We start from the raw sequence: 16,032 nt of genomic DNA, 5'->3' as shown, positions 1-16,032 counted from the left end.
ACCATGAGCCAGACCCCGGACAGCGCTGTCCGCACGTACATCGAGCAGCACCGCGCCGCCTTCCTCGACGACCTCGCCGAGTGGCTGCGCATACCGTCCGTGTCGGCCCAGCCCGACCACGCGCCCGACGTACGCCGCAGCGCCGACTGGCTCGCCGCCAAGCTCAAGGAGACCGGCTTCCCGACCGCCGAGGTCTGGCCGAGCGCGGGCGCACCCGCCGTATTCGCCGAGTGGCCCTCCGACGATCCGAAGGCGCCCACGGTCCTTGTCTACGGCCACCACGACGTGCAGCCCGCCGCCCGCGAGGACGGCTGGGACAGCGAGCCCTTCGAGCCCGTCGTCCGCGAAGGCCGCCTCTACGCGCGCGGGGCGGCCGACGACAAGGGCCAAGTGTTCTTCCACACACTCGGCGTCCGCGCCCACCTCGCGACCACCGGCCGCACGACCCCGGCCGTGCACCTGAAGCTGCTGATCGAGGGCGAGGAGGAGTCCGGCTCCCCGCACTTCCGCGCTCTCGTCGAGGAGAACGCCGAGCGGCTCGCGGCCGACGCCGTGATCGTGTCCGACACCGGCATGTGGTCCGAGAACACCCCAACTGTGTGCACCGGCATGCGCGGCCTGGCCGAGTGCGAGATCCGGCTGCACGGCCCCGACCAGGACATCCACTCCGGTTCCTTCGGCGGCGCCGTCCCCAACCCGGCGACCGCGGCCGCCCGCCTGGTCGCCGCCCTGCACGACGAGCACGCGCGCGTGGCGATCCCCGGCTTCTACGACGGCATCGTCGAACTGACCGACCGCGAGCGCGAACTCTTCGCCGAGCTGCCCTTCGACGAGCAGCAGTGGCTGCGCACCGCCAAGTCGTACGCCACCCAGGGCGAGGCCGGGCACACCACCCTGGAGCGCGTCTGGGCCCGCCCCACCGCCGAGGTCAACGGCATCGGCGGCGGCTACCAAGGCCCGGGCAGCAAGACGATCATCCCGTCCTCCGCCATGGTGAAGCTCTCCTTCCGGCTGGTCGCGGGACAGGAGCCCGACCACATCGAGAAGGCCGTCCGCGCGTGGGCCGACGCTCAGGTGCCCGCCGGTATCCGCTGCGAGATCACGTTCAGCGGGGCCACACGCCCGTGCCTGACGCCGCTGGACCACCCCGCCCTGCAGTCCGTCGTACGCGCCATGAGCCGCGCCTTCGAGGGCCCGGTCCGCTTCACCCGCGAAGGCGGCTCGGGTCCCGCCGCCGATCTCCAGGACGTCCTCGACGCACCCGTGCTCTTCCTCGGCATCTCCGTCCCCTCCGACGGCTGGCACGCCCCGAACGAAAAGGTCGAGCTCGATCTCCTGCTCAAGGGCGTCGAGACCACCGCCTACCTCTGGGGCGACCTGGCCGCGAACTGGCGTCATGCGCCCTGACCCACCTGGGCCGTCCGGACGGGCATCGCGCGCGGGGCACACTGAATCGGCCGTCCCGTACCACCGAGCCCCGATGGACCCGGTCGCCTCCCGTCGCACGCCCCGCCGATCCACCCACCGAAGCACACCGTTCCACTGGGGGAGTTGGAAGCACCCGTGACCACTTCGACCGACCACACCGCCGACCGCCCCATCTCGCTCACCGCACCGAGCGGCATTGACCGCGCCGCCCACCACCGGCTCGACGAGGCCTGGCTCGCGGCGGCATGGAGCCACCCCACGACCCGCTGCTTCGTGGTCTCCGGCGGTCAGGTCCTCGTCGACGAGACGGTGGACGGACGCACCGAACTCGTCATGACCCCCTCCTTCGAGGCCCCTCTCACCGAAGCGCACCGCTACTTCCTCGGCATCGACGAGGACGGGGTCAGCTACTTTGCCCTGCAGAAGGACGCGCTGCCCGGCCGTATCGACCAGTCCGCGCGCCCGGCCGGCCTGCGCGAGGCGGGCCTGCTGCTGTCGCCGCGGGACGCCGGCCTGATGGTGCACGCCGTCGGCCTGGAGAACTGGCAGCGCACCCACCGCTTCTGCTCCCGCTGCGGTGAGCGCACCGTGATCGCCGCGGCCGGGCACATCCGCCGCTGCCCCGCCTGCGGCGCCGAGCACTACCCGCGCACCGATCCGGCTGTGATCATGGCCGTCACCGACGAGGACGACCGCATTCTGCTCGGCCGCCAGGTCCACTGGCCTGAGGGCCGCTTCTCGACGCTCGCCGGTTTCGTCGAGCCCGGCGAGTCCATCGAGCAGACAGTGCGCCGGGAGGTCTACGAGGAGGCCGGTGTCAGCGTCGGCCAGGTCGAGTACGTCGCCAGCCAGCCCTGGCCCTTCCCGTCCAGCCTCATGCTGGGCTTCATGGCCCGCGCCACCTCCACCGAGGTCAATGTCGACGGTGACGAGATCCACGAGGCCCGCTGGTTCTCCCGCGAGGAACTGCGCGCTGCCTTCGAATCCGGCGAGGTCATGCCGCCGTACGGCATCTCGATCGCGGCCCGTCTGATCGAGCTCTGGTACGGCAAGCCGCTGCCGACCCGCAGCGTCTGAGTGCAACAAAAGGGTGGCCGTCCCGATCCGGGACGGCCACCCTCTGCATGCCCTTCAATGCGCTTCGGTAGCGCTTCGGTCACACGCCGATCTTCTGCTTCACCTGAGCCAGCGACGGGTTCGTCAGCGTCGAACCATCCCCGAACAGCACGGTGGGTACCGTCTGATTCCCGCCATTCGCCTTCTCGACGAACGCCGCGGACTCGGGGTCCTGCTCGATGTTGATCTCGGTGTACGCGATGCCCTCGCGGTCCAGCTGCTTCTTCAGCCGCTGGCAGTAGCCGCACCACGTGGTGCTGTACATCGTCACAGTGCCCTGCATGTCTCGCGCGCTCCTCTGATGGCTCGGGGAAACAGGTCGTCCGATGAGGGAACGTACGCGACCACGGCGCCATTCCCACCCGGGGTATCGCCGGGCACGTGACGCCTGCCGCATTAGTACGACTAACCGTGCCTGCCTGTGGACAACCGGCACAGCCGTCTCCGGCGACCTGGCAGCATGGCCGTGTGACAGCAGCAACGCACTCCACCCTCTTCCCGCAGGTACCGGACTCTGCCGACGCGGTGCTCGACGGGCTCGACCCCGAGCAGCGCGAGGTGGCCACCGCCCTGCACGGGCCGGTGTGCGTGCTCGCGGGCGCCGGCACGGGCAAGACACGGGCGATCACCCATCGCATCGCCTACGGGGTGCGCGCAGGCATCCTCCAGCCCTCGAGCGTGCTCGCCGTCACCTTCACCAACCGAGCCGCAGGAGAGATGCGCGGCCGGCTGCGTCAGCTCGGCGCCGCCGGGGTCCAGGCGCGTACGTTCCACTCGGCCGCCCTGCGCCAGCTCCAGTACTTCTGGCCGAAAGCGGTCGGCGGCTCCATGCCCCGGCTCGTCGACCGCAAGATCCAGCTCGTCGCCGACGCGGCCGCCGCCTGCCGCATCCGCCTCGACCGGAACGAGCTGCGGGACGTCACCGCCGAGATCGAGTGGTCCAAGGTCACCCGGACCGTCCCCGCCGACTATCCGCCCGCCGTCGCCAAGGCGGGCCGCGACGCCCCCCGCGACCCGGCCGAGATCGCCCAGATCTACAACGTCTACGAGGACCTCAAGCGCGACCGCTCGGTCATCGACTTCGAGGACGTCCTGCTGCTCACCGTCGGCATCCTCCAGGAAAGGCACGACATCGCCGACCAGGTCCGCTCCCAGTACCAGCACTTCGTGGTCGACGAGTACCAGGACGTCAGCCCGCTCCAGCAGCGTCTGCTGGAGCTGTGGCTGGGCGACCGGGACAATCTGTGTGTGGTCGGCGATGCCAGCCAGACGATCTACTCGTTCACGGGAGCAACTCCCGACCATCTGCTCGACTTCCGCACCCGGCACCCCGGCGCCACCGTCGTGAAGCTGGTCCGCGACTACCGCTCCACCCCCCAGGTCGTCCACCTCGCCAACGGCGTGCTCGCCCAGGCCCGGGGGCGCGCCGCCGACCACCGCCTGGAGCTGGTCTCCCAGCGCGACCCGGGCCCCGAGCCCGTGTACACCGAGTACACCGACGAGCCCGCCGAGGCCGAGGGTGCCGCCCGCCGTATCCGGGAACTCATGGACTCCGGAGTTGCGGCCGGCGAGATCGCCATCCTGTTCCGCACCAACTCCCAGTCCGAGACCTACGAGCAGGCCCTCGCCGACGCGGGCGTCGCCTACCAGCTGCGGGGTGCCGAGCGGTTCTTCGACCGTCCCGAGGTGCGAAAGGCGGGCATCGCCCTGCGCGGCGCGGCCCGCTTCGGCGGCAACGACTCACTCCTCGACGACGCGGTCGACCTGCCCTCGCAGGTACGGGCCGTGCTGTCGGGCGAGGGCTGGACGACCGAGCCCCCGGCCGGCTCCGGCGCCGTCAGAGAGCGCTGGGAGTCGCTGGCCGCCCTGGTGAACCTCGCCCAGGACTTCGCCGCCGCCAAACCGGGCGCCAGTCTCGCCGACCTTGTCGCGGAGCTCGACGAGCGGGCGAACGCCCAGCACGCCCCGACCGTCCAAGGCGTCACCCTCGCCTCCCTCCACTCGGCCAAGGGCCTGGAGTGGGACGTTGTCTTCCTGGTCGGCGTCGCCGAGGGCATGATGCCGATCACCTACGCAAAGACGGACGAGCAGATCGAGGAGGAACGCCGCCTCCTCTATGTCGGTGTCACCCGCGCCAGGCTGCACCTCCATGTCTCCTGGGCGCTCACCCGCGCACCCGGAGGCCGCCCGAACCGTCGCCCCAGCCGCTTCCTCGACGGACTGCGCCCCGGCTCGGTCGCCACCGCAGGACGCACCGCCGCCGTCGGTGCCGGTGGCGTCGAGCGCGGCTTCACGAGCAGGCCGGACGCCGCCCCGAGACGCACTCAACGCTCCCCGGCCCGCTGCCGTGTCTGCGGGCGCACCCTCACCGACGCCGGCGAGATGAAGCTGATGCGCTGCGAGGGCTGCCCCTCCGATATGGACGAGGGCCTCTACGAACGACTCCGCGAGTGGCGCGCGGTCCAGGCCCGGCTCAGCGGGCAGCCGGACTTCTGCATCTTCACGGACCGGACCCTGATGGCCATTGCAGAGGCGGAGCCGGCCAGTCCGGTTGAGCTGTCCCGCATCTCCGGCGTCCTCAAGCGGAAGCTTGAGCGCTACGGAGCCGATGTGCTGGCCATCTGTGCAGGCCAGGAGGTTGGGGAGGGCTCCGACGGGGAATGACACGAACTCGTCGAAAAAATAGTTTGCGCATGCCCCAGCAATCCCCATAGGTTCTTAGCCACGGGAACGGAGGCCTTCTCGGAGGCCCCAATTCCGTGTTCTACTTGCATACCCGTCGGACTGGTTCACCCCAGTCCCCCTAGACGCCGAGAGGAGGCGAGTCCAGTGATCAGCATCAACACCAGCTCCATCAGCAGCGTGAAAATGACCGATCCCTCGGTCGTCGCCTCCCTGTGCATGCTCAGCGTCTCGAACCAGGGCACCGGTCTGTCCGGCATCCGTGCCGCGCGTCCGGCGTCCGCCCTGTCTCTCGCGGGTCTCCCTGTCCGCGAGGGCAATGAGCGACCGACCAAGGCACTGGAAGCGGCAGTAGTGGCACAGGCCAAGGCCTATGCCTTTACGGCGACCGGTGCCGGATTCCGGAAGCAGACGAAGCACCACCACCTGATGTGGGCCTTCCGTGGGCCAGAACCCTGGAGTGATCCAGCCTGATCGTCGATCAGGCCGGCGCCTTCAGGGCCGCGGAACCCCATCCGGGATCCGCGGCCCTTCTGTTTGTCCCCCCACAGGGATGACGGAGCGAAGGGGCCTCGGGACAAGAAAGACCCGGTACCAGCCGCCACCCGGCCCAACAGGGCCGGAACGACCAGACGAGGAAGACGAACCGTGCAACTCGAAGCGCACGCCCCGTCCGTACCGCCTTCAGACGTGATCCCCAAGCCCGGCCTCACGGAGGACTCCACCTTGACCCCGCTCACTGCGCTCACCGCGCTCGACGACGCCATCGAGAACCTCGGCGTGCCCGTCCCCTGCCGTTCCTACGACCCGGAGGTCTTCTTCGCCGAGTCGCCGGCGGACGTCGAGTACGCCAAGTCCCTCTGCCGCACCTGCCCGCTGATCGAGGCCTGCCTCGCCGGCGCCAAGGAGCGGCGTGAGCCCTGGGGCGTCTGGGGTGGCGAGCTGTTCGTCCAGGGTGTTGTCGTCGCCCGGAAGCGGCCGCGTGGTCGCCCGCGCAAGAACCCGGTCACGGCATGAACATCGCAGGAACAATCGACCGTCCCTTCACGCACGACCCCCAGAAGCAGGCCCCGATGAAGCCGTCCACCCACGAGCTCGCAGGCTCCGCGCCTGAAGACTTCACCACCAGTGGCGCGAACGACTCGCGTCAGAACAGGAACCGAGAGATGCAACTCATCCAAGAAGCCCTGGCACGTGCGCATATGCACGAGCGCCGGTACGTGGCCGAGCAGGAACGACGGGCCGTGCGCCTGGCGACCGCTCGCCGCATGCAGCGTCGGGCCGAGCGGGCCTCGCTGCGTGCCCGCCGCGCGCTCGCCATGGCGGTCATGCAGTAACCGAACACGCCGCCAGACGGTGGCCTCCCGACCCGGGAGGCGGTAGTCCCCGCGGGGGCCGGTTCCGTGTGAACGGGACCGGCCCCCGCAGTGCGTTGTGACCGCCGATCAGTGAGCGGCGGCGATATCGTCGCTGAGTGACGAGTCTTCCCGGAGGCAGTGACAACGGCGGTTCCACCACGGAGCCCCAGCCCCTCGTGTGCGCCCGCTGCGGCACCCGGGCCAGGGCCCCGCAGCCCACCTGGACCTGCTCCGTGGAGAACGGCGCCCGCAACTACATCTGCGATACCTGCTCCAGGGAGAACCTCAGAGCGATCGAGGGACGGCTGGACTCGGCCTGGTGGTAGGGCGGCTCACGCCTCCGCAGCCGTCTCCTGCTCGTCCGTCAGCTCCTCCGGAACGAATCCGGGCAGCCAGTCCTCCAATTCCTCGCGCAGTCGCACGGTCGCTCCCAGCTGGCACAGCACGCCGATGGTGCTCAGCGTCACCCGGTGGATGAGGAGATACGCCGGGGGCAGGTTGAGCTGCTTGGCCAGCTGGTAGGCGGGCGAGCGGGGGTCGGCCACGCGCCCGGCCTGACTGCGCATCCAGCCGCGGGTGAAGGTGAACTCCTCGACCTGAGCCGGTTCGATGATCGGCAGCAGATAGTCGAGGACTGCGTTCGGGTCGAGGTCGATCGACTCCTTGACGAAGCCCTCGGCACAGAGGAGTTCGTAGACAGCCTCCGCCTCGCCGTCCAGGGTCATGCGCAGGGAGTCGCCGATGGGAGTCGGCAGACCGCCCGGCAGTCGGTCGACCGTGCCGAAGTCCAGGACACCCAGCCGCCAGTCGTGCTCACTCTCCGGACCGCCCGGCAGGAGGCGGAAGTTCCCCGGGTGTGGGTCGGCGTGCAGGAGCCCGGTGCGGGCCGGGCCGGAGAAGAGGAAGCGGGCCAGGAGCTGGCCGGCGCGGTTGCGCTGCTCCTCGGTGCCCTCGGAGATCACCTCCGACAGGGGGACACCGTCGATCCACTCCGTGACCAGGACCTGCTCGCACTGGTGGACCACCGCAGGGACGACGACATCCGGATCGTCGGCGAACTCCTCCGCGTGGGCCTGCTGGGCCTGCGCCTCCAGGCCGTAGTCCAGTTCCTCGGAGACCCGGTCCTTCAGCTCCGCGATGAGCGGCTTGATGTCCATGCCCGGAATCAGCGGACCCAAGAGCCGGGCGAAACGGCTCAGTTGGTTCAGATCGGACAGCAGTGCCTCGCCGGCTCCGGGGTACTGCACCTTGACCGCCACCTCGCGGCCGTCGTGCCACACACCTCGGTGCACCTGGCCGATCGAGGCCGCAGCGGCGGGCTTGTCCTCGAACTCCAGAAACAGCTCCTGCCAGTCCTCGCCGAGCCGCTCCGCCAGCACCGAGTGCACGGTGCGCGTCGGCATAGGGGGCGCGGCCTCCTGCAGCTTGGTGAGCGCGGCGCGGTAGGGGCCGGCGATCTCCTCGGGCAGGGCCGACTCGAAGACGGACAGGGCCTGCCCGAACTTCATCGCACCGCCCTTGAGCTCGCCGAGCACCTTGAACATCTGCTCGGCGGTGCGTTGCTGCAGCTCGCGGCCGACGATCTCCGCGGACTCGCCGACGATCCGCTTGCCCAGTCCCCAGGTCGCCCGTCCGGCGAAGCCGAGCGGGAGCGCGGCGAGCTTGGCGGTACGGGTGACCGCCTTGCGGGGAAGATCAGACATGCGCCCTCCAGGTACCAGCCGACCGCTCCGAGTCTGCCTGACGGCGTGACTCCTTCGGCGGCCGTTGCTCCGCCATTGTCTCGCGCTACTGCTCGTCCTCGGAGGGGTGTTCTCCCTCACCTTTCTCCGTGGCGCCGCACGCGCATGCCTGGTGCGCCCACACCGGCCGGGAGTGCCAGCTCAGACCGGGTAGGGACACCTCCCAGCGTGCACCGGCGCTCGACGGAGTCCGTCCGTCCAGAAAGGCCAGGGCGTGGGCGGCCGTCAGTCCGGCGACCGTGGTGGCCAGGGCGAGATCGCAAGGGCGTACGTCGCGTGACCGCCCGGTGCCGGAGCGCCACTGAGCGACGAGGCGGGGCCAGGCCGGGTCCCGGTCGGTGCGGCCCTCGTGGAGACAGCCGGCGCAGGCCGTCTCGCCGGGCAGGACCAGCGGGCCGACCACGCCGGTGCCCTCCACGACACCGGCGTACAGATGGGGCGTACCCGACGCGACGAGGGGCTCGGCGGCGGACGGGGAGGGTGCGTGCACCGCGACGTCGTCCCGGGGCGCGATGATCACCAGCGAGTGACCGGCGCCGTCCTGCGCGGGAGGTGACTGGGAGGTCCGGCGTGGTGGCCGTTCCGGTGCGCAGTGGCGTGCGGCTCGCCGGGCGGCCTCGTCCCTGCGGTCGCCGACCGCCTCCGGGGGCAGCCCGCCCGGTGCGACGTCCCACGGCTCGACACGGCCGACGTCGCGCACGTCGACCTCGCCCACCCCCGCGCCCGACAGCAGCGAGGCCACCATGGCGCCCACGCGGCCGGCGCCCCTCACCTGTACGCGCATTGAGCGGCGTGCGGTCAGGCGGCTGATCGCCTCGCCCGGCTCGGACGCGCACAGGGACAGTGAGGCCAGGTCGGGGCGCAGCCGGTCCAGGACATCCTTCTTGCGCCGCAGGGCGTCGCCGGCCGGCCCGCCTCCCTTCGCGTCGTCGAGCAGCCCCGCCCGTGCCAGCCGTCGCACCAGCCCGTCGACGTGACCGTCCGGCAGGTCCATGCGGCGGCCCTCTTCGCGCAGCAGCTCCAGCCCGCGAGTGCCGTTGAGCAGATCGAGGAAACTGCCCGTCGCTGTGTCCATCGGACCCAGTGTCAGAGCGTGCGCCGGAGTCATCCCGAACTGAACGGTGTTGAGATCGCGCCAGCCACGCCTGAGTGCGGGCTTCAGTAGTGGCGCCAGCGGAGCCGATGGAGCCGATGGAGGTGATGGAACCAGTGGAGCCGGTGAAGTCGGCGTAGGCGATGTAGTCGACGTAGCCGTCGAATCCCCCGAAGCAGTCGAAACCGTCGCTTGCATGAACAGGCCCCCGTAGCCGTCGTGAACGTCTGTCCCCGTGTGCCGGTGGAACTCGGTCGCAGCCCCGCCGGTGACAGCCAGCATGCCCCGACAGCGCGCCCGGCGCCGAAAGTTGTCCACAGGCGGTGGATATTCGTCGTACAAATCAAACGCATGGTGGGGGATCGGCACGGAACCGTCCCGGAGTCGGGACTTCCCCTATGCGCAACGGGTAACGTCGGGGCGTGTCCGCCGACCCACTGCACCGCGCCGGAACGCCACAGCGCAGTACGACGAGCCCGCCGTCGAGCGGCTCGGGGGCGAGCGCGATCGAGGTCCGCAGAAGCGCCCGGCGCCGCCGGACGGTCTCGGCGTACCGCGAGGGCGATCGCACCGTCGTGCTCATCCCCGCCCGGATGTCCGAGGCCGAGGAGCAGCGCTGGGTGAACGTCATGCTCGACAAGCTGGCAGCCCAGGAGAGCAAGCGGGTCCTCGGTGACGCCGAACTGGCCGAGCGGGCGGAGCGGCTGTCGGCGCAGTACTTCGACGGCCGCGCGCGGCCCGACTCGGTCCGCTGGGTCACCAACCAGAACACGCGCTGGGGCTCGTGCACCCCGGCCGAGGGCAGCATCCGGCTCTCGCACCGCCTGCAGGGTATGCCCGAGTACGTCGTCGACTACGTGCTCCTTCATGAGCTCGCGCATCTGCTGGTGCCCGGCCACGGGCCCCGCTTCTGGCGGCTGCTGGAGGGGTATCCCCGCACCGAGCGGGCGAAGGGCTACCTGGAAGGCGTGGTCGCCGCCGAACGGTTGCCTCATCTTCCCGGCGCGCGCGGCGAATGACCGCTCCCTGAGGACGTCCTGAGGCGGCGCTTCCGGTTGGGCCGGGCGAGGGTTGTGTACCGGGTCTGTACCGGCTTGGCTCGATGTCCGAGTTTGCCGTTAGCCTGGCGCGACGCAATCACATTCGGGATGGGGGACGGTCGTTACGCATGGCCAGGGAATTCCAACGCGGCCACAAGGCCAGGATCAGTGACCTCACCGCGGGCACGGATCTGTACGTAGGGGTACAGATCGCCGCTCCGGGGCTGTCGTTCGATATCAGCTGCTTCGGTCTCGACGCCGACGAACGGCTCTCGGACGACCGCTACTTCGTCTTCTTCAACCAGCCGAAGTCACCTGAGGAGTCCATCCAGCTCCTCGGCACCCAGGCGGGCGACACGGAGTCCTTCCGCATCACGCTCGACAAGATCCCCCCGCAGATCCAGAAGCTGTCCTTCACGGCGACGATCGACGGCGCCGGACAGATGTCGCAGGTGGGCCCCGGATACATCCGCATCGTCGCCGGCGGCGAGGAGGTGGCCCGGTACGCCTTCACCGGCTCGGAGTTCTCCACCGAACGCGCGGTGATGCTGGGCGACTTCTACCTCAAGGACGTCTGGCGGTTCGCCGCCGTCGGGCAGGGCTTCGACGGTGGCCTCGATGCGCTGCTGAGGAACTTCGGCGGTGAGGTCGCCGAGGAGGAGACGCCCAACGCCCCGCAGCAGGCCCAGCAGTCGCAGGGCGGTGCCGCTCCGGGCTTCGCTCCGCCCGCCCAGGCCGCCGCGCCACCCGCCTTCGGCGCTCCGGCTCCGGCTCCGGCGCCCGCGCCCGCTCCGGCCCCGGCTGCTGCGCCCGCACCGCAGCCCGCCGCGCAGGGCTTCGCGCCCCCGCAGGGGTCCACGCCGCCGCCTCCGGCTCCGGCGCCCTCGGTGCACGCCCAGCCCACGATCGTCGCGCCGATGACGCCGCCCGGTGGCGCCCCGCCGCCCCCCGCCCCGGCCCCCGCGCCCTACGGCCAGCCCGGTCAGCCCGGTCAGCAGCCGCCGTACGGCCAGGCGCCCGCGCCGAGCGCCCCGCCGCCGCCCGGTTACGCCCAGCCTCAGGCGCCGCAGGCACCGGCCCCGCCTCCTGGCTACGGCCAGCCGACTCCGCCCCCCGGCTACGGCCAGCCGACCCCGCCTCCGGGCTATGGCCAGCAGCCCCCCTACGGGCAGGTCCCGGGTCAGCAGGCACCCTATGGAGCCCCGCAGGGAGCACCTCAGGGTGCACCGCAGGGCCCCGGTGTGGCCGCGGCGCTGCAGCAGTTCAAGGAGACGCCCACCGGTCAGCGCTGGACGCAGCAGAACAAGAAGATGGTCCGCGTCGACCTCGGCATCGGCGGGCAGCCCGTGCTGGCCCGGCAGGGCAGCATGGTGCTCTACCAGGGCAAGGTCGACTTCAGCTACAAGGGCGCCGGCTTCTCCGGCCGGATCGTGGGCAACGCGACCGGCCAGGAGATGCAGCTGATGCGCTGTACCGGCCAGGGCCAGGTGTTCCTCGCCGAGAACTCCACGATGCTGCACCCCATCGAGCTCCAGGGCGACGGCATCTGCGTCTCCGCCGAGAACGTCCTCGCCTTCGACGAGAGCCTCCAGTACGAGATCCGCCGTATCGAGGGCCACGGCATCCCCGGCGGCGCGCTGTTCACGATGCAGTTCACAGGCACGGGCACGATCGTCGTCAAGACGCACGGCACGCCCGTGGTGCTGCCGGTCACGCCCACGACGTTCGCCGACGCCAACGCCGTGGTCGCCTGGTCGTCCGCAGCCCAGGTGATCGTCTCCAGCCAGGTCCGGATGCGCCGCAACGCCTACCCCGGCGACACCGGAGAGAGCGTCAACCTCCAGTTCCGGGCAGCTCCCGGCAACTTCATCGTCGTCCAGCCGTACGAGATCTGAGGGAGCCCGTCATGAACCAGCCACTCGCGGGCTTCGCCCCCGCACCCGTCTCCGCCCGCATGGAGAACCACGGCAACCACATGGCGAAGATCGCCATGCAGACCGGGAACGATCTCCTCGCGCGTGTGGGGTCGATGGTCGCCTACGAAGGCTTCGTCCAGTACGAGCCCAACCCGCCGGCCGTGCGCCAGATCGCCAAGGACTGGATGACCGGCGAGGGCGCACCCCTGATGAAGTGCTCCGGCGACGGACTGCTCTACCTCGCCGACTACGGCGCCAACGTCGTCATCATCAACCTCAACGGCGACGGCATCTCCGTCAACGCCACCAACCTGCTCGCCTTCGACGCGCATCTGACGTGGGGCGTCGAGCGGGTCAAGGGTCTGGCGAAGTTCGCCGGACAGGGCCTGTGGAACACCAAGATCTCCGGGCAGGGCTGGGTCGCTCTGACCTCCCGGGGCAAGCCGATCGTCGTCGACTGCGGCGGCGGCGAGGACGAGACGTACGTCGACCCGGACGCGCTCGTCGCCTGGTCCCCGAACCTCAAGGTGAAGGGCAAGCGCAGCTTCAAGGCGCAGTCGCTCATCGGCCGGGGCAGCGGTGAGGCCTACCAGATGGCCTTCTCCGGTCAGGGCATCGTCGTCGTCCAGCCCAGCGAGGACAGCACCGACCGTCTTAGGGTCCGGGGCTGAGGGGGAGCCAGAAACGCCATGCAGAGTTCGCTTTTCGCCTACAACGACCAACAGACCCAGGAGCGCTGGAGCCTGCAGAACAAGCAGATGCTCCGCGTCGCCCTGGAGGGCCACGACGACATCCTCGCCCGCAAGGGGACCATGGTCGCCTACCAGGGCCTGGTCGAATTCGACGCCGAGTTCCAGAGCAACCAGCAGGGACGCGCGCGTGCACACACCGGTGAGGGCCTCGACCTCATGCGCTGCCACGGGCAGGGCACGGTCTACCTCGCCAACCTCAAGCAGCACGTGCACATGGTCGACGTGGAGCAGGAAGGCCTGACCGTCGACAGCAGCTACGTGCTGGCGATGGACTCCTCGCTGCACCACGAGGTCATCGCCGTCGACAGCCTCTACGGCATCTCCGGCTCCGGGAAGTACCAGCTCAACATCACCGGCCGCGGCAAGGTCGCCCTGATGACCTCGGGCATGCCGCTGATGATGCAGGTGACGCCCGACAAGTACGTCAACTGCGACGCCGACGCGATCGTCGCCTGGTCGACCGGCCTGCGCGTCCAGATGCAGTCCCAGACGCACTCCTCGGGGGTGTGGCGGCGCCGCGGCAACACCGGTGAGGGCTGGGAGCTCAGCTTCATGGGCAGCGGTTACGCGATCGTCCAGCCCAGCGAGCTGCTGCCGCCGCAGAACGCCCAGATCGGCTCGGGCCTCGCCGCGCAGTACGGCATGGGCCAGCAGGGAGCGCGAGGCCAGAACCAGGGCAACGTCTGGAGCTGATCGTTCCGCGGGCCGGGCCGAGGGTTTTCGGGGGCTGAGGGCTGCTCTGGCTGCGGGTCGTGTGTGGCTAGTCGCGCAATTCCCCGCGCCCCTTACGGGGCGCGCGGTCAACCGGCTGTGTAAGGGGCGACAGCCAATGGCGGTCGCCCCTTACAGGTTCACAGGCGGGCGCGGGTTGCTTCCAGCAGTCGTACGACCGACTCGTCCGCTACGTCCGCCACCTCGTCGTAGGTGAACCAGCGCAGGTCGAGGGACTCGTCGCTGATCGCCGCCACGGCTCCGGGCGGAGCCAGTGCCGCGTACTGGACGTCGAGGTGCCAGGCGCACGGGGTGTGGTGCCGGTCCAGGCGGACGGGGCCGCCGGGCAGCAGGGTCAGCCCCGCGATGCCCGACTCCTCGGTCGCCTCGCGCAGGGCGGCCGCGGTCAGCGTGTCGTCGGCCGGCTCGCAGTGGCCGCCCATCTGCAGCCACATGCGCAGCTTCTTGTGCAGCGTGAGCAGCACACGCCTGCGCGACGGGTCGATCACCAGCGCGCTGGCGGTGATGTGCCCGTCGCCGCAGGCCTTCCACATGCCGTCCGGATGGGCCTCCAGATGCTTCAGGTAGGTCTGGCGCAGGTCCGGTTGGTCCTCGTAGCCCTTCAGTACGAGGACCGCGTCGTCGTGCAGGCTCACTCGGTGTCGTCGCCCTTGGAGTCACCCTGGGCGTCGCCCTCGGTGTCGTCGTCCTTCTTCAGGTTCGGCTTCCCGGTCGAGCCGTGCGCCGCCTCGCCGAGCATCTTGTCCAGCTCGGAGAAGTCGATCTGCTCGCGGTGCACGAAGCCGTCCGGATCGTCCAGGTCGGAGGCCGTCGGCAGCATGTCCGGGTGGGCCCACAGCGCGTCACGGCCGTCGACACCGCGCGCGTCGGTGAGCGAGGCCCACAGGCGGGAGGCGTCGCGCAGCCGGCGCGGCCGCAGTTCCAGGCCGATCAGCGTGGCGAACGTCTGCTCCGCCGGGCCGCCCGAGGCGCGTCGGCGCCGCAGCGTCTCCCGCAGGGCGTCAGCGGACGACAGGCGGGGCTTCGCGGCCGCGTGGACAACGGCGTCGACCCAGCCCTCGACGAGCGCCAGTGCCGTCTCCAGACGGGCCAGAGCCGCCTTCTGCTCCGGAGTGTCCTCCGGCTGGAACATGCCCTGCTGGAGGGCGTCCTGCAGCTGCTCCGGATTCTGCGGGTCGAACTGGCCGACCACGTCCTCCAGCTTGGCCGTGTCGACCTTGATCCCGCGCGCGTAGCCGTCGACCGCGCCGAACAGGTGCGAGCGCAGCCACGGCACGTGCGCGAAGAGGCGCTGGTGGGCCGCCTCGCGCAGGGCGATGTACAGCCGCACCTCCTCCTTCGGTACGCCCAGGTCCTTGCCGAACGTCTCGATGTTGATCGGCAGCAGCGCGGCCTTGCCCACGGGGCCGAGCGGCAGACCGATGTCGGTGGAGCCGACGACCTCGCCGGCGAGCACGCCGACGGCCTGCCCGATCTGCGTGCCGAACATGGCGCCGCCCATCGAGCGCATCATGCCGATCAGCGGGCCGGCCATGGCCTGCATCTCCTCCGGCAGGACGTCACCCATGGCGGTGCCGACGCGCTCGGCCACCGGGTCGACGAGCTCCTGCCACGCGGGCAGGGTCGCCTCGACCCACTCCGCGCGGGACCACGCCACCGCGGAGCCCGCGCCGGACGGCAGCGCCGTCGCGTCGTCGAGCCACAGGTCGGCCAGGCGGACGGCTTCCTGAACCGCGTTGCGCTCGGCGGGGCCGACGCTCGCGTCCTTGGTGCCGTCGGAAGTGCCCTGGGAGACCGTCTGGCGGGCGATCTGCTTGGCCATGTCCCAGTTCACCGGGCCGCCCTCATAGGAGAGCATCTGGCCCAGCTGCTGGAACGCGGCGCCCAGGTCGGTGGGGTTCAGGGAACCGAACATGGCAGCGAACGGATTGTCGGCACCGGTGCCACCGAAGCCACCGGCTCCGGGCAGCCCGCCGAAACCGAACGGGTTGGCCGGGCCCTGACCACCACCGCTCTGCTGGTCCTTCTTCTTGCCCTCGTCGCCGTCGTCCGGCTCCTCCGGCGGAAGGCCGAATCCGAATGGGGTGTCACTCACGGGATTCCTCGGCTGGTAAGGCCACCGGTTTGGCACCGGCGGCGCGACTGCCCGATAACACCACCCAGCGTAGACACC

The 16,032-nt window shown here is 70.4% G+C and carries 15 protein-coding genes and 1 pseudogene; 11 read left to right on the top strand and 5 right to left on the bottom strand.

Annotation, left to right across the window (positions count from 1 at the left end):
- Positions 1 to 3 precede the first annotated feature (3 nt).
- Together ACFY5C_RS36045 and nudC are read left to right on the top strand one after the other, a co-directional pair.
- Entirely contained in the window at positions 4 to 1,407 is a 1,404-nt protein-coding gene (locus tag ACFY5C_RS36045) for a dipeptidase (RefSeq protein ID WP_389452848.1), read from the top strand.
- A 156-nt stretch (positions 1,408 to 1,563) separates the two neighbouring features.
- On the top strand, positions 1,564 to 2,505 hold the full coding sequence (gene nudC / locus ACFY5C_RS36040; protein ID WP_389452845.1) for an NAD(+) diphosphatase: 942 nt from the start codon (positions 1,564 to 1,566) through the stop codon (positions 2,503 to 2,505).
- 79 nt (positions 2,506 to 2,584) lie between these two features.
- Here nudC and ACFY5C_RS36035 read toward each other — a convergent pair whose 3' ends face one another.
- The gene (locus ACFY5C_RS36035) at positions 2,585 to 2,827 is read right to left on the bottom strand and encodes a mycoredoxin (RefSeq protein WP_364437662.1); all 243 of its coding nucleotides are present in this window, start codon (positions 2,825 to 2,827) and stop codon (positions 2,585 to 2,587) included.
- 128 nt (positions 2,828 to 2,955) lie between these two features.
- On the opposite strand from ACFY5C_RS36035, the gene ACFY5C_RS36030 reads away from it, so the two are divergent.
- The 5 genes from ACFY5C_RS36030 to ACFY5C_RS36010 all read left to right on the top strand — a co-directional run bounded on the left by ACFY5C_RS36030 (position 2,956) and on the right by ACFY5C_RS36010 (position 6,910).
- A complete protein-coding gene (locus ACFY5C_RS36030) occupies positions 2,956 to 5,208 on the top strand; it encodes an ATP-dependent DNA helicase UvrD2 (RefSeq protein WP_389452842.1) in 2,253 nt (750 codons plus the stop codon).
- A 165-nt stretch (positions 5,209 to 5,373) separates the two neighbouring features.
- Entirely contained in the window at positions 5,374 to 5,700 is a 327-nt protein-coding gene (locus tag ACFY5C_RS36025) for a hypothetical protein (RefSeq protein WP_389452839.1), read from the top strand.
- Positions 5,701 to 5,874: 174 nt separating this feature from the next.
- Positions 5,875 to 6,243, top strand: coding sequence for a WhiB family transcriptional regulator (locus ACFY5C_RS36020; protein WP_126394927.1), 369 nt, complete (start codon positions 5,875 to 5,877; stop codon positions 6,241 to 6,243).
- Positions 6,240 to 6,563, top strand: a complete 324-nt coding sequence (locus ACFY5C_RS36015) for a hypothetical protein (RefSeq protein ID WP_389452837.1) — start codon at positions 6,240 to 6,242, stop codon at positions 6,561 to 6,563. The genes ACFY5C_RS36020 and ACFY5C_RS36015 overlap by 4 nt, the downstream gene beginning before the upstream one ends.
- 137 nt (positions 6,564 to 6,700) lie before the next feature.
- Positions 6,701 to 6,910 carry a hypothetical protein gene (locus ACFY5C_RS36010; protein ID WP_389452834.1) on the top strand — a complete coding sequence of 70 codons (210 nt, stop codon included), beginning with the start codon at positions 6,701 to 6,703 and terminating at the stop codon, positions 6,908 to 6,910.
- 6 nt (positions 6,911 to 6,916) lie between these two features.
- Here the strand turns inward: ACFY5C_RS36010 and ACFY5C_RS36005 are convergent, their stop codons facing one another.
- Both ACFY5C_RS36005 and ACFY5C_RS36000 read right to left on the bottom strand, forming a co-directional pair.
- Entirely contained in the window at positions 6,917 to 8,287 is a 1,371-nt protein-coding gene (locus tag ACFY5C_RS36005) for an ABC1 kinase family protein (RefSeq protein WP_389452831.1), read from the bottom strand.
- Positions 8,280 to 9,500, bottom strand: a pseudogene (locus ACFY5C_RS36000) (ThiF family adenylyltransferase). Before ACFY5C_RS36000 ends, ACFY5C_RS36005 begins: the two are co-directional and overlap by 8 nt.
- A 341-nt stretch (positions 9,501 to 9,841) precedes the next feature.
- Between ACFY5C_RS36000 and ACFY5C_RS35995 the strand changes: the two are divergent.
- The 4 genes from ACFY5C_RS35995 (at position 9,842) to ACFY5C_RS35980 (ending at position 13,820) form a co-directional block, all read left to right on the top strand.
- A complete protein-coding gene (locus tag ACFY5C_RS35995) occupies positions 9,842 to 10,438 on the top strand; it encodes a M48 family metallopeptidase (protein ID WP_389452828.1) in 597 nt (198 codons plus the stop codon).
- A 149-nt stretch (positions 10,439 to 10,587) separates the two neighbouring features.
- Entirely contained in the window at positions 10,588 to 12,354 is a 1,767-nt protein-coding gene (locus ACFY5C_RS35990; RefSeq protein ID WP_389452826.1) for a TerD family protein, read from the top strand.
- 11 nt (positions 12,355 to 12,365) lie between these two features.
- A complete protein-coding gene (locus ACFY5C_RS35985) occupies positions 12,366 to 13,046 on the top strand; it encodes an AIM24 family protein (protein WP_389452823.1) in 681 nt (226 codons plus the stop codon).
- A gap of 18 nt (positions 13,047 to 13,064) precedes the next feature.
- Positions 13,065 to 13,820 (top strand): AIM24 family protein, encoded by a 756-nt coding sequence (locus ACFY5C_RS35980; RefSeq protein ID WP_389452820.1) that lies wholly within the window; start codon positions 13,065 to 13,067, stop codon positions 13,818 to 13,820.
- A 158-nt stretch (positions 13,821 to 13,978) separates the two neighbouring features.
- Here the strand turns inward: ACFY5C_RS35980 and ACFY5C_RS35975 are convergent, their stop codons facing one another.
- Together ACFY5C_RS35975 and ACFY5C_RS35970 are read right to left on the bottom strand one after the other, a co-directional pair.
- Entirely contained in the window at positions 13,979 to 14,494 is a 516-nt protein-coding gene (locus ACFY5C_RS35975) for an NUDIX hydrolase (RefSeq protein WP_389452817.1), read from the bottom strand.
- Positions 14,491 to 15,954, bottom strand: coding sequence for a zinc-dependent metalloprotease (locus tag ACFY5C_RS35970; protein WP_389452814.1), 1,464 nt, complete (start codon positions 15,952 to 15,954; stop codon positions 14,491 to 14,493). The genes ACFY5C_RS35975 and ACFY5C_RS35970 overlap by 4 nt, the downstream gene beginning before the upstream one ends.
- Positions 15,955 to 16,032: the final 78 nt, after the last annotated feature.

It is taken from the genome of Streptomyces sp. NPDC012935, from assembly GCF_042900345.1.
Lineage (GTDB): Bacteria > Actinomycetota > Actinomycetes > Streptomycetales > Streptomycetaceae > Streptomyces.
This window is presented reverse-complemented; position numbering and strand designations above follow the sequence as displayed.

Excerpts from the sequence above, each read along its gene's own strand:
- ACFY5C_RS36045 (WP_389452848.1), top strand. The coding sequence starts at position 4 with ATGAGCCAGACCCCGGACAGCGCTGTCCGCACGTACATCGAGCAGCAC.
- ACFY5C_RS36035 (WP_364437662.1), bottom strand. The coding sequence starts at position 2,827 with ATGCAGGGCACTGTGACGATGTACAGCACCACGTGGTGCGGCTACTGC.
- ACFY5C_RS36015 (WP_389452837.1), top strand. The coding sequence starts at position 6,240 with ATGAACATCGCAGGAACAATCGACCGTCCCTTCACGCACGACCCCCAG.
- ACFY5C_RS36005 (WP_389452831.1), bottom strand. The coding sequence starts at position 8,287 with ATGTCTGATCTTCCCCGCAAGGCGGTCACCCGTACCGCCAAGCTCGCC.
- ACFY5C_RS35990 (WP_389452826.1), top strand. The coding sequence starts at position 10,588 with ATGGCCAGGGAATTCCAACGCGGCCACAAGGCCAGGATCAGTGACCTC.
- ACFY5C_RS35985 (WP_389452823.1), top strand. The coding sequence starts at position 12,366 with ATGAACCAGCCACTCGCGGGCTTCGCCCCCGCACCCGTCTCCGCCCGC.
- ACFY5C_RS35980 (WP_389452820.1), top strand. The coding sequence starts at position 13,065 with ATGCAGAGTTCGCTTTTCGCCTACAACGACCAACAGACCCAGGAGCGC.